This is a genomic window from Bradyrhizobium sp. HKCCYLRH3061, from assembly GCF_051168015.1.
Taxonomy (GTDB): domain Bacteria; phylum Pseudomonadota; class Alphaproteobacteria; order Rhizobiales; family Xanthobacteraceae; genus Bradyrhizobium.
Genome location: NZ_JBNPUE010000011.1, coordinates 64,457 through 77,438 on the forward strand (window position 1 = coordinate 64,457; position 12,982 = coordinate 77,438).

The following is a 12,982-nucleotide window of genomic DNA, read 5'->3' on the forward strand; positions in this document are numbered from 1 at the left end:
CGACTACTCGACTCACTCACAAAATGTCGCACGTATAATTACGGAAACGCCTCGCGAATACGGCAATTAGCTACCAGTCACACTTAACCGGGCATCAACTGCGAATCCTTAAAATGGCTTGCATCTAGCTCCCTCATTTGTCCGGACCGCCCCATGGCCAAGCCGCGTTTCTCTCTCGCCCTCCGCATCTACGCGATCATCGGCCTGTCATTCTGTGGACTGGTCGGGCTCGCCGCAACGCAGAGCCAGAACCTCGAGACCGCTCTCAAGGATCAGCGGCAGAGCGAGCTGAGCCATCTGGCACAGACGGCAGTCAGCATCGCCCGCGAGGAATATGACGCGATCGCGCGCGACAAGGTGGCGCCCGAGGTCGCGCAGAAGAAGGCGGCCGAGCGGATCGGCAAGCTGCGCTACGGCAGCGGCGACTATTTCTGGATCAACGACATGGGTCCGAAGATGGTCATGCATCCGATCAAGCCGGAGCTGAATGGCCAGAACCTCGCTGACAACAAGGACCCGACCGGCAAGCGGCTGTTCGTCGAAATGGTCGATGTCGTCAAGCGTCAGGGCGCCGGCGTCGTCGACTACATGTGGCCGAAGCCCGGCAAGGATGCGCCGCAGCCGAAGATGTCCTATGTCGCCGGCTTCGAGCCCTGGGGCTGGATCATCGGCACCGGTGTCTATGTCGACGATCTCGAAGCCCAGATGTGGGAGAGCAAGCGCAGCGTGTTCATTGCCGCCATGCTGGTGATGCTGATCATCGGATCGATCACGCTGATCATCGCGCGGCGGATGTCATCGGCGCTGGCCGCGATGAGCGGCGCGCTGACCGAGCTCGGCAACGGAAACTTCGACATCAAGCTGCCGGGTCAGAACCGCAGCGACGAGCTCGGCGACATGGCGCGCTCGATCGAGCAGTTCAGGCAGAAGACCGAGGAGAAGGCGCGGCAGACCGCGATGCTCGAAGACGAGCAGCGCCAGGTCGCCGAGCGCATCAAGACCAGGGCGCTGCAGGAGATGGCCGAAGCCGTCGAGCAGGCCGCCAGCAACGCGGTCGGCGAGGTCGCGCAGGGCACCGGCCACATGGCCGACAATGCCAAGTCGATGACCGACAGTGCGCTGACGCTGGAGCGCAACTCGAGCAGCGTTGCGGCGGCGGCCGAGCAGGCTCTCGCCACCACCCAGACGGTCGCCAAGGCGTCCGCCCAGCTCGCCGCCTCGATCTCGCAGATCTCCAGCCAGGTCAGCTCGTCGCGCGAGCTCACGCGCAAGGCCGTCGCCGCCTCGTCCGACGCCCAGGCCACCATCGCGAAGCTGTCGGAGGCCGCCGACAAGGTCGGCGCCGTGACCAGTCTGATCAGCGAGATCGCCGGCCAGACCAATCTGCTGGCGCTGAACGCCACCATCGAGGCCGCCCGGGCCGGCGATGCCGGCCGTGGCTTTGCGGTCGTCGCCTCCGAGGTGAAATCGCTCGCCGAACAGACCGCCAAGGCGACCAGCGAGATCGCGCAGCAGATTGCCGAGATTCAGGACTCGACGCGCGCCTCGGTCACCTCGATCGGGGCGATCGGCGAAGTCATCCGCAACGTCGAAGCCGTATCCTCCGGCATTGCCGATGCGATCCAGGCGCAGAACGGTGTGACCATCGAGATTTCGCGCACGGTCGAAGAGACGTCCGCCGCCGCGCGCGAGGTCGCGAGCCAGATCGCCGAGGTCTCGCGCGAGGCCAGCGAGGCCGGCCGGCGCTCGACCGACATCCGCGACGGCTCGACCGTTGTCGCCGACAAGGTACAGCGACTGCGCACCGAGCTGGTGCGGGTGATCCGGACCTCGACGGCCGACGTCGATCGCCGGCTGTCGACGCGGCTCAACATCAATCGCCCGGGCACGCTGCAGGTGAACGGCGAAGCGATCCCCGTCACCGTGCGCAACCTCTCGCTCGGCGGCGCCCTGCTCGAAGCCGTTCCGGTTCGTCTGACGATGAACACGTCGGTGACGCTTGCCATCACCGGCATGGTGTCCGATCTGCCGGGGACCGTGACCCGCGTCGGCGACCGCACCGCGCTGGTGCAGTTCGCACTGAACCCGGAACAATCGGCGCGGCTGACGGCGCTGGTCTCGGACCGTCAGGCGGCGTAGCGCGCCGACCTCCGCCTCAACGGAAATGGCAGGCGACGAGATGCCCCTCGGCGCTCGCCTTCAATGGCGGCACTTCCTTGCTGCAGACGTCCTTGGCGATCGGGCAGCGGGTGTGAAAGTGACAGCCCGATGGTGGATTGATCGGGCTCGGCACCTCGCCCTTGAGCCGCACGCGCTTGCGCTTGATGCTCGGGTCCGGGATCGGCACTGCCGACAACAGCGCTTCCGTGTAGGGATGTTTCGGCGCCGAATAGAGCTGGCGTGACGGCGCGGTCTCGACGATGCGGCCGAGATACATCACCGCGACGCGGCGGCTGATGTGCTCGACGACCGAGAGGTCGTGCGCGACGAACAGATAGGCGATGCCGAACTTCTGCTGCAGGTCCTCGAGCAGGTTGATGACCTGGGCCTGGATCGAAACGTCGAGCGCCGACACCGGCTCGTCGCAGATGATCAGCTTGGGCTCGACCGCGATCGCACGCGCAATGCCGATGCGCTGGCGCTGGCCGCCGGAGAACTCGTGCGGATAGCGCGTCATGTGATCGGCCTGCAGGCCGACGGTCTCCAAGAGATGAACGATGCGCGCCTCGTATTGCTCGCGTGAAGTCGCCAGCCCGTGGATCGTCAGCGCCTCGCCGATGATGGCGCCGATGGTCATGCGCGGGTTGAGCGAGGCATAGGGGTCCTGGAAGATGATCTGGATGTCGCGGCGGAGCGCGCGCAGGCCTTCGCCGGACAGCGCGATGACGTCCTTGCCTTCGAAATTCAGCTCGCCCGAGCTCGGCTCGATCAGCCTGAGGACGCAGCGCCCGGTGGTCGACTTGCCGCAGCCGGACTCGCCGACGAGGCCGAAGGTCTCGCTCGGCTCGATGTCGAAGTTGACGCCGTCCACCGCGCGCACGCTGCCGATCTGGCGCTTCAAGAGCCCACCCCGGATCGGGAACGCCTTGGTCAGGTTGCGTACGCTGAGCAGCGGCGCGGGTGCGGCGGGCGTGGCAATGGCAGCTTCGGTCATCACAGCAACGTCTCTTCGGCGCGGATGCACGCCACCTTGTGGCCGGGCTCGATCTCGCGCAGCAGAGGCTGCGCGGTCCTGCAATCGGGAATGGCGAAGCGGCAGCGCGAGGCGAAGCGGCAGCCCTCCGGCGGATTGACCAGCTTCGGCACGCTGCCGGGAATGCTCTCCAGCCGGCTCTTCCTGACCGCGTCGAGATCGATGCGCGGGATCGAGCGGATCAGGCCCTGCGTATAGGGATGGCGCGGATTGGCGAACAGACGATCGACCGGCGCCTCCTCGGCCACCCGGCCCGCATACATCACCACGACGCGCTGGGCGACCTCGGCGACGACGCCCATCGCGTGGGTGATCAGCATGATCGACATGCCGAGCCGGTCCTTCATGTCGAGCAGCAGATCGAGGATCTGCGCCTGGATCGTGACGTCGAGCGCGGTGGTCGGCTCGTCGGCGATCAGGAGCTTCGGGTTGCACGACAGCGCCATCGCGATCATCACCCGCTGGCGCATGCCGCCGGAGAAGTGATGCGGATAATCGTGCACGCGGGCTTTCGGATTGGGGATCTGCACCAGCGCCAGCATCTCCGCCGCCCGATCCATCGCCGCCTTCTTGGACAGGCCCTGATGCAGCCGGATCACCTCGGCGATCTGGTCGCCGACGGTGTACACCGGGTTGAGCGAGGTCATCGGCTCCTGGAACACGATCGCGATCTCGCTGGCGCGGATCTTGTTCATCTCGGACGAGCCGAGCGACACCAGGTCACGACCCTGCCACAGGATCTGGCCCCCGGCGATGCGGCCGGGCGGCATCGCGATCAGCTTCAGCACCGACATCGCGGTGACGGTCTTGCCGGAGCCGGACTCGCCGACCACGCACAGGGTCTCGCCGCTGCCGATCGAGATGTCGACGCCGTCGACGGCCTGGACCTCGCCCTCGTCGGTGTTGAAATAGGTCTTCAGCCCCTTGATCTCGAGCAGCGGAGCTACGCGCGCGTCCATCACATCACCTTCCGCGGATCGAGCGCATCGCGCAGGCCATCGCCGATGAAGTTGATCGCGATGACCGTAAGGAAGATCGCGCCGCCGGCGAACAGTGCCCAATGCGGCGCGATGTCGAGATAGTCCTTGGCGTCGAACAGCAGCCGGCCCCAGGTCGGAATGTCCGGCGGGAAGCCGAGACCGAGGAACGACAGCGTCGATTCCGCGATGATCGCCGCCGCGACGTCGATGGTGCCGGCGACGATCACGGGTCCCAGCGCGTTCGGCAGGATGTGACGGACGACGAGACGGGCGTTGGAGGCGCCGAGCGCGCGCGCGGCCTCGACGAACTCCTTCTCGCGCAACGACAGGAATTGGGCGCGCACCAGCCGCGCCACCGGCATCCAGCGGAAGCCGCCGATCACGAGCACGATCAGGACGAAGGTGCCGCCCTCCGGCCCGACGAGGCCCTTCAGCAGGTCGCGGAACAGATAGATCACGAGCAGCAGCAGCGGCAGTTGCGGCAGCGACAGGAACAGGTCGGTCAGCCACATCAGCGCGGCATCGACCGGCCCCTTGGAGTTGCCGGCAATGGCGCCGATGACCACGCCGACGAACAGGCCGACCGCCATTGCCGCAAAGCCGACGGCGAGCGAGATGCGGCCGCCATAGATCATGCGCGCCAGGAGATCCTGCCCGAGATCATCGGTGCCAAACGGATGGTCCCAGGACGGCGCCGCGAGCCGCGCGGTGAAATCGATCTCGTTGATCGGCACGCGCCAGATCCACGGGCCAACGACGATCGCAAGCGCCAGCAGCGCCAGCACGACAATACTGGCGGCCGCGAGGCGGTGACGCAGGAAGCGCCTGACCGCATCTCGTCCGGGCGAGAATCGGCGCTTCGTCGAAGCCGGCGCGAGCGGCGTCTCAACGGAAGGAGATGCGTGGGTCAAGCCAGCCATACAGGATATCGGCGATAAGGTTGAAGAGGACGACGAGGCAGGCGAACACGAAGGTCACCGCCATGATGACGGGCGTATCGTTCGCGAGGATCGCGCTGATCAGGAGCGAGCCGATGCCGGGAATGCGGAATATCTGCTCGGTGACGATGGCGCCGCCGAACACAGTCGGCATCTGCAGCGCCACCAGCGTCACCACCGGAATCAGCGCGTTGCGCACCACGTGCTTGACGATGACCTTGCTCTCGTCGAGCCCCTTGGAGCGAGCCGTCGTGACATAATCGAGCTTGATGACGTCGAGCACGGCCGAACGCACGTAGCGCGTATACGACGCGGCCTGGTAGAGGCCGAGCACGGTGACCGGCATCACCGCCTGCTTGAAGTTTTCCCACCACCACATCCAGCCCGTGGCCTGGATGTCGGCACGATAGACGAATGGCAACCAGCCGAGATTGACGCTGAAGATCAGGATCAGCAGCAGCCCGGTAAAGAAGGTCGGCAGCGAGAAGCCGATGAAGGCGAAGGTGTTGGCGATCTGGTCGAAGATCGAATAGGGCCGGCGTGCTGCAAGCACGCCGACCGGAATCGCCACGATCAGCGCGAGGAGCTGAGCGGTTCCGACCACGTAGAGCGTAGCCGGAATGCGCTGCAGGATCAGTGTGTCGACGTTGACGCGGCTGGCGAAGGAGAAGCCCCAGTCGCCATGCATCATCGCAATCAGCCAGTGGAAGTAGCGCACCATGATCGGGTCATCCATGCCGAACTTGACGCGCAGCGCCTCGCGGACCTCCGGGGGAATGTTCGGGTTGCTCGCGAGCTCGCCGAACGGATCGCCCGGTGCGAGCGCCAGCAGCACGAACAGGATGACGCTGATGCCGAGCAGGCTCGGCACCGCGACGATGAGGCGCCTGAGGAGGTAGTTTCCCATCGCTCAGCCTCTCAGATGTCTAATCATGCTGGTGGCGCAATCAGGTCTCGCGATACCAGTTGGCGATCTGCCAGAGATCGTTGTCCCAACCGCTCTTGTTGGCGACCATCCCGTTCTTCAACCCGATGCAGTTGCGGCGATTGATCTCGGGCAGGATGTAATTGTCCTGAACGACGAGATCGTTGAGCTTAATGAACAGCGCCGCGCGCTTGACCGGGTCGAGCTCGCTCGAGGCCTGCTTGTAGGTCTCGTCGTATTCCTTGTTCTGCCAGCGCGAGACATTGCGGCCCTGCCACTTGTTCTCCTTGTTCGAGACCTCCCATGAGGTGAACTGGTTCATGAAGAACTGCGGATCCGCCTGCGGCATGGTGGTCTGGTACATCTCCATGTCGCAGTAGAAATGGGTGTAGGTGTCGGGATTGGCCGCGTCGGAGGAGAAGAACACCGACGCGACGACCGATTTCAGCTCGACCTCGATGCCCGCCTTCTGAAAAGCCTGCTTGATGATCGCCTGGTTCTTCTGGCGCGGCGCGTTGATCGACGTCTGGAATACCAGCTTGATCGGCTTGCCATCCTTCTCGCGAATGCCGGACGAGTTCTTCTTCCAGCCCGCCTCCTCCAGGATCTGATTGGCCTTGTCGATGTTGAACTCGAACTTGTTGTTCGGCGAGCGGAAGCGCTCGGGATTGTTGAGGAAGTTCGGCGTCGCGACGCCAGCGCGCCCGTAGATGAACTTCTGCACCGAGGCGCGATCGATCAACAGGTTGATCGCCTTGCGCACGGCCGGATCGGAGAACACCGGATGCTTGGTCTTGATGCTCGCGCGCTCGCCGTCGACCTCGGTCCAGGGATCGGTGACGTTGAGCGCGATATATTCAATGTGACCGGTCACCGTGAGCTGCGCCTTGCCCTGGCCGCCGGCCTCCAGCTTGGTCAGGATCTCGTCCTCGACCTGGAGATTGTAGGCGTAGTCGTATTCACCGGTCTGCAGCACCGCGCGTGCCGCCGACACCGCGTCGCCGCCGCCCTTGACCTCGACCGTGTCGAAATAGGGCCGGTTTTCCTGATGATAATCGGGGTTGCGCTTGGCGGAGATGGAATCGCCGGGCTTGAAATCGACGTAGACGTACGGGCCGGTGCCCACCGGCTTCAGATTTGCCGGCGCCTCACGCGACTTGCCGCCGATATAGTCGGCGAACAGATGCTTCGGAATCACCGGACCGTAGGCTGCGACGAAGGCATCCGCCCAGAACGGCGTCGGCTGCTTGAACGTCAGCTTGACAGTATGGTCGTCGATCTTCTCTGCCGATTTGATACCCCGGTAGCTGCCGATCGAAACCGCAGCGGTGTCGGGATTGACGGAATATTCCCAGTTGAAGATCACGTCGTCTGCGGTGAACGGCTTGCCGTCGTGCCATTTCACGCCCTGCTTCAGCTTCCAGGTGACCGACAGGCCGTCGGCGCCGAGCAGGCCGTTCTCCTTGCTCGGAATCTCGGCCGCGAGAATCGGCACGAGATTGCCGTCGGCGTCCCAGCCGGCGAGCGGCTCGTAGAACAGCCGGCAGGCCTCCTGATCCTTGGTGCCGTTGGCGAAGTGCGGGTTGAGCAAAGTCGGCGCCTGCCAGAACAGCAGCTTGAGCGGGCCGCCGCCGCCGGCCTTGGTCGGCTTGTATGCGATCGGCTCGGCGGCCATCGCAACGCCGGAATGGGCGAGCATCGCGCCGGCCAGCGGCGCGGTCAGCCCCACGGCAATCATCCGCTGCACAAATTCGCGCCGTGACAGGCGTCCTGCTTTGACATCAGCGATCTGGCTACGGAGGTCACGCTCGTTCATTCATCGACTCCAAAGTGGTGCTGAATGCCAAAAACGCGTCCCCGTCATGCATCGATCGGGAACTGCACAAAATTGGATCAGCCTTCGAAGCGACTGTCAAAGCAGAATCCGGGCCAATTCCGCAATAAAGAATGGATCGATTGTCGCACTTCGCAGATGCGGGAAGAATGACTGCCAGAGCATCCCGGAAAATGGAACTACATCGTCAACGACGGTCGCCCCGCACCGGGACGCCGTAAGGAGTGCTCAGCTCTCGCGATACCAGTTGGGCAGCTGCCAGAGGTCGTTGTCCCATCCCGAGGAATGGGTTTGCAGACCCTTGCGGATGCCGCTGACGCGCGGACGATTGAGCTCCGGCAGCACGTGACGACCGGCGCAGACCGTGTCGTTGAGCTTGATGTAGAGCGCCGCACGCTTCACCGGATCGAGCTCGCGCGTGAGCTCGTTGTAGAGATCGTCATATTCCTTGCTCTGCCAGCGCGAGACGTTGCGGCCCTGCCATTTATTGGCCTTGCTGGCCGCTTCCCACGACACGTACTGGGTCATGAAGGCCTGCGGCTCCGGCGACGCCATCGTGATCATCAGCATTTCCATGTCGCAATAGAAGTGCGTGTAGGTGTCGGGATTGGCGACGTCGCTGGAGAAGAACACCGAACCCACCACCGACTTCAGCTCGAGCTCGATGCCGGCCTTCTGGCAGGCCTGCTTGACGATCGCCTGGTTCTTCTGCCGCGGCCCGTTGGTCGAGGTCTGGAAGACGAGCTTGAGCGGCTTGCCGTCCTTCTCCCGAATCCCGCTCGCCCCCTTCTTCCAGCCGGCGTTCTCCAGGATCTCGTTCGCCTTGTCGATGTTGAACTCGAAGCGCGTGTTGGGCGAGCGATAGCGCGCGGGATTGTTGACGCAGTTCGCCGTGGCGATGCCGCCACGGCCATAGACGAATTTCTGGATCGATGCGCGATCGATCAGGAGGTTGATGGCCTCGCGCACCGCCGGGTCCGAGAACAGCGGGTGCCTGGTCTTGAGGCTCGACCGCTCGCCGTCGACCTCGACATTGGGATCGGTGGCATTGAGCAGGATGAATTCGAGATTGCCGGTCGGCACGATCTCGGCGACCCCGGTCCCGCCGGTCTCCAGCTTGACGAGGATCTCGTCCTCGACCTGCAGATTCCAGGCGTAGTCATATTCGCCGGTCTGCAGCACGGCGCGTGCCGCCGATACCGCGTCGCCGCCGCCCTTGATCTCGAGCGTGTCGAAGTGCGGCCGGTTCGGAACGTGGTAGTCGGGATTGAGCCTGCCGGTCAGGATGTCGCCCGGCTTGAAGTCGACGAACAGATAGGCACCGGTTCCAACCGGCTTGAGATTGTTCGGCGCCTCGCGCGACTTGGCGCCGACGTAGTCGCCGAACAGATGCTTCGGAATGATGGCACCGCGGCCGCCGACGAACGGCGTGAACCATTGCGGCGTCGGCTGGCTGAACACGAGGCGAACAGTGTGGTCGTCGATCTTCTCGATCGTCTTGATGTCCTTGTAGTCGCCGATGGTGACCGCGGACGTCTCGGTATTGGTGGCATATTGCCAGTTGAAGATCACATCGTCGGCAGTGAACGGCTGGCCGTCGTGCCACTTCACGCCCTGCTTGAGCTTCCAGATGACCCAGGTGCCGTCGGCCGCGACGGTGCCGTTGGCCACGCTGGGAATCTCGCTCGCCAGCACCGGGACGAGATTGCCGTCGGCGTCCCAGCCGGCCAGCGGCTCGTAGAAGGCGCGCGCGGATTCCTGGTCCTTGGCGCCGATGGCGAAATGCGGATTGAGCAGGGTTGGCGCCTGCCAGAACAGGAGCTTCAGCGCGCCGCCGCCGCCCGCCTTGGTCGGCTTGTAGGGGAATTCCTGCGCCGCCATTGCCACTCCCGAATGCGCCAGCATCATGCCGGCCAGCGGCGCCGTCAGTCCGGCCGCCAGCATCCGCTGCACGAAGTCGCGGCGCGACAGCCGCCCGTCCTTGACCGCGGCGATCTCGTGGCGCAGGTCCTGCTCGTTCATGTCCGTCTCTCCAGATCCTCAGTCACAATGCGGGCTCGATCGCGCCCTGAAAGCTCAACCACACTGCAGCACCGCCCGGAAAGCAGGATGCAGGCCAATTGCGCGGACACTGATGCAGCTCAGCGCTCCGGCTTCAGCTTGCGGAAGCGGACGCCCTTGCCATCGGGCAGCCGGGTCGCGACATAGCCTGCCGCCAGGCAGGCCTCGCGCTGCGGCATCTTCTCCTGCGGACTCCGCAGGCTGTCCCACCACGAGGCGCGCTGCGCGGCGCGCGGCAGGCCGTCGCCGATCAGCTCCTCGATCTCCTCGAGGCTGAGCACCAGTTCGGGGCGGGTCTGCCGCTTGAGATAGTCTCGAAGCGCATCATAGTCCGGCAAGTCTCGACTCCCTCATACCAGCGTGTGTGCGGCCGCCTTGACGACAGGCGCAGCGAACGCAACCGCTCGTTAACCTAACATGCGTTACTTCGGCCTGATCCGTCAGTCTACGGACGGGGTTTCACGGGGACGGGACGAGCCGATGCGCTGGACACGCCGAACGGGCCGGGCGACGCAGCCTTGGCGGCTCTCGGCGCGCACGCTGATCACCTGCTCCATCTCGACCATCATCGGTTTCTCCGCCATCTGCGCCAGCGTCATGATCGACCTGCGCCGGAGCGAGGAGGTCCGCGCCCGGCAGGCGCTGGAGAACATGGCCGCCAGCATCGGCGCCGACATCAGCCGCAACGTCGAGCTCTACGATCTCTCGCTGCGGGCTGTGGCCAGCAACATGTTGCTGCCCGAAATCAACGAGGTCAGCAAGCCGGTCCGCCAATTGATCCTGTTCGACCGTTCGTCGACCGCGAAGAATTTCGGCATCATCCAGGTCTTTGACGCCCGCGGGCGGCTGTCGCTCGAATCGTCGACGCTCGACCCGCTGCCGGAGGACCGCAGCGACGCCGATTTCTTCCAGGTGCATCGCGACGGGCCCGACACCGGGCTCTATGTCGGGCGGCCCGCCCAGCATCATGGCCAATATTCCATCGTTCTCAGTCGCCGCATCTCGACGCCGGACGGACGCTTCGCCGGCGTCGTCGCCGGCTCGATCCGCCTCGGCTATTTCCGCGACCTGTTCGCGCGGCTCACGCTCGGAACGGGCGACAACATCACCGTGCTCCGGCGCGACGGCACCGTCATCGTCGGCGCGCCATTCGATCCTGCCGCGATCGGACGCAACCTGGCGCGGGCGCCGGCCGTGACCCGCGCGCTCACCGAGCCGGCCGGCTGGTCGAGCAGCCATGGCGCGCTGGACGATCTGCCGCGGCTCCTGGTCTGGCGCAACGGCACCGAGCCGCTGGTCGTGATCGCCAGCAAGTCGTGGGACAGCGTCTTCGCCTATTGGCGCAACGAAGCTGCGCAGATCGGCGCGATGATGCTGGCGCTGATCGTGTTCGTCCTGGCCGCGACGCAGGTCGCCGCGCGCGAGATCCAGCTCCGGGCGAAGGTCGAATCCAGACTGGAGCAGCTCGCGACCACCGATCCGCTGACGGGTCTGAAGAATCGGCGCAAGTTCGACGAGACTATCGAGCTCGAATGGCGGCGGGCGCAGCGCGCCGGCGCGCCGCTGGGGCTCTTGATGATCGATGCCGATCACTTCAAGAGCTACAACGACACCCACGGGCACCAGGCCGGCGACCAGGTGCTGGTCGGCATTGCCGTGTGCATTTCCGATTCGGTGCGGCGCGCCGGCGATTGCGCCGCGCGCTATGGCGGCGAGGAGTTCGCGGTGCTGCTGCCGGGGACCTCGGAAGCGGATGCGCTGCGCGTCGCGGAGACGATCCGCAGTAAGGTCAAGCTGTGGGCGGGAGAGGCGTGCACCACCTCGATCAGCATCGGTGCCGCCAGTGTCACGCCGTCGCGCGACACGGATTGGACCGGCCTGCTCAATGCCGCCGACCGCGCCCTCTACATGGCCAAGGCCGCGGGCCGCAACCGCTGCGCCAGCGCAGCGGTGCATAACCCGTCACCCGCGGCCTCGCTGGCGGCGTGATGCCACCAACTGTCTCGAAGGCGCGGCATTTCTCGTCGGCTTGGCCTCAGCCCTTGCCGTCGAGATAGCGCTTCATGTCCTCGCGCAGGCCATCGCGCAGGTCGGGCCGCGCCATGGCGAAGGCGATGTTGGCCTTCAGGAAGCCGGACTTCGAGCCGCAATCGTGCCGCTCGCCGTCGAAATCCACGCCGTAGAATTTCTGCGTCTTGGACAACCCGATCATCGCGTCGGTGAGCTGGATCTCGCCGCCGGCGCCGCGCTCCTGCGTCGCCAGGATCTTGAAGATCTCCGGCTGCAGGATGTAGCGGCCGGTGATCGAGAAGTTCGACGGCGCGGTGCCCTTGGCCGGCTTCTCGACCATGCCGTCGACCTCGAAGATCTTGCCGTCACGCTTGCCGACGCCGCAGATGCCGTATTGATGGGTCTGGTCGGCCGGCACCTCCTGCACCGCGAGCACATTGCTCTTCTCGGGCAGCTTGTTCGCGGCGGCGATCATCTGCGCCAGGCACCCCGGCGCGTTCAGCACCAGTTCGTCCGGCAGCACCACCGCGAACGGCTCGTCGCCGACGATGTCGCGCGCGCACCACACGGCATGGCCGAGCCCGAGCGGGGCCTGCTGGCGGGTGAAGCTGACGGCGCCAGCCTCCGGCTGGTCGCGCGCCAGGATTTCCATCTCGGTCTTCTTGCCGCGCGCCGCGAGCGTCGCGTCGAGCTCGTACATGCGGTCGAAATGATCCTCGATCGCGGTCTTGTTTCGCCCGGTCACGAACACGAAATGCTCGATGCCCGCCTCCTTGGCTTCATCGAAGACGTATTGGATGAGCGGCTTGTCGACGATCGTCAGCATTTCCTTCGGCATCGCCTTGGTGGCGGGAAGGACGCGGGTGCCGAGACCGGCGACCGGAAAAACGGCTTTGCGGATCTTCATGGGGATGACTAGACCTTGTGGCGATATGAATGCGAAATCGATCGCATTTTAGGTAGCTCGTTTGCAGCCGAGAACAAAGGCGGATGTTGGTCCGGTGTTCCGCTCGACATGGACCGAACGGCTAAATTTCGCTA

At 64.9% G+C, this 12,982-nt stretch carries 10 protein-coding genes; 2 read left to right on the plus strand and 8 right to left on the minus strand.

All coding sequences use genetic code 11. The annotated features are described in order from the left end of the window. The first annotated feature begins 153 nt into the window (after positions 1 to 153). Positions 154 to 2,139, plus strand: a complete 1,986-nt coding sequence (locus ACQR2C_RS18795; RefSeq protein WP_315804762.1) for a cache domain-containing protein — start codon at positions 154 to 156, stop codon at positions 2,137 to 2,139. 16 nt (positions 2,140 to 2,155) lie between these two features. On the opposite strand, the gene ACQR2C_RS18800 is transcribed toward ACQR2C_RS18795, so the two are convergent. The 7 genes from ACQR2C_RS18800 to ACQR2C_RS18830 all read right to left on the minus strand — a co-directional run bounded on the left by ACQR2C_RS18800 (position 2,156) and on the right by ACQR2C_RS18830 (position 10,269). Next, positions 2,156 to 3,154 carry an ABC transporter ATP-binding protein gene (locus ACQR2C_RS18800; RefSeq protein ID WP_434881824.1) on the minus strand — a complete coding sequence of 333 codons (999 nt, stop codon included), beginning with the start codon at positions 3,152 to 3,154 and terminating at the stop codon, positions 2,156 to 2,158. Then, on the minus strand, positions 3,154 to 4,152 hold the full coding sequence (locus ACQR2C_RS18805; RefSeq protein ID WP_434881825.1) for an ABC transporter ATP-binding protein: 999 nt from the start codon (positions 4,150 to 4,152) through the stop codon (positions 3,154 to 3,156). The genes ACQR2C_RS18800 and ACQR2C_RS18805 overlap by 1 nt, the downstream gene beginning before the upstream one ends. Then, the gene (locus ACQR2C_RS18810; protein ID WP_315804759.1) at positions 4,152 to 5,093 is read right to left on the minus strand and encodes an ABC transporter permease; all 942 of its coding nucleotides are present in this window, start codon (positions 5,091 to 5,093) and stop codon (positions 4,152 to 4,154) included. The genes ACQR2C_RS18805 and ACQR2C_RS18810 overlap by 1 nt, the downstream gene beginning before the upstream one ends. Further along, positions 5,059 to 6,018, minus strand: coding sequence for an ABC transporter permease (locus tag ACQR2C_RS18815; protein WP_316177308.1), 960 nt, complete (start codon positions 6,016 to 6,018; stop codon positions 5,059 to 5,061). The genes ACQR2C_RS18810 and ACQR2C_RS18815 overlap by 35 nt, the downstream gene beginning before the upstream one ends. 40 nt (positions 6,019 to 6,058) lie before the next feature. Then, on the minus strand, positions 6,059 to 7,852 hold the full coding sequence (locus ACQR2C_RS18820) for a peptide ABC transporter substrate-binding protein (RefSeq protein ID WP_434881826.1): 1,794 nt from the start codon (positions 7,850 to 7,852) through the stop codon (positions 6,059 to 6,061). 246 nt (positions 7,853 to 8,098) lie between these two features. Further along, complete coding sequence (locus ACQR2C_RS18825) at positions 8,099 to 9,892, minus strand: peptide ABC transporter substrate-binding protein (RefSeq protein WP_434881827.1); 1,794 nt, start codon at positions 9,890 to 9,892, stop codon at positions 8,099 to 8,101. A gap of 119 nt (positions 9,893 to 10,011) precedes the next feature. Continuing rightward, on the minus strand, positions 10,012 to 10,269 hold the full coding sequence (locus tag ACQR2C_RS18830) for a DUF7662 domain-containing protein (RefSeq protein WP_316177305.1): 258 nt from the start codon (positions 10,267 to 10,269) through the stop codon (positions 10,012 to 10,014). A gap of 142 nt (positions 10,270 to 10,411) precedes the next feature. On the opposite strand from ACQR2C_RS18830, the gene ACQR2C_RS18835 reads away from it, so the two are divergent. Continuing rightward, the gene (locus ACQR2C_RS18835; protein ID WP_315804754.1) at positions 10,412 to 11,920 is read left to right on the plus strand and encodes a sensor domain-containing diguanylate cyclase; all 1,509 of its coding nucleotides are present in this window, start codon (positions 10,412 to 10,414) and stop codon (positions 11,918 to 11,920) included. Positions 11,921 to 11,966: 46 nt separating this feature from the next. Here the strand turns inward: ACQR2C_RS18835 and galU are convergent, their stop codons facing one another. After that, entirely contained in the window at positions 11,967 to 12,848 is an 882-nt protein-coding gene (galU, locus tag ACQR2C_RS18840; RefSeq protein ID WP_315804753.1) for a UTP--glucose-1-phosphate uridylyltransferase GalU, read from the minus strand. Positions 12,849 to 12,982: the final 134 nt, after the last annotated feature.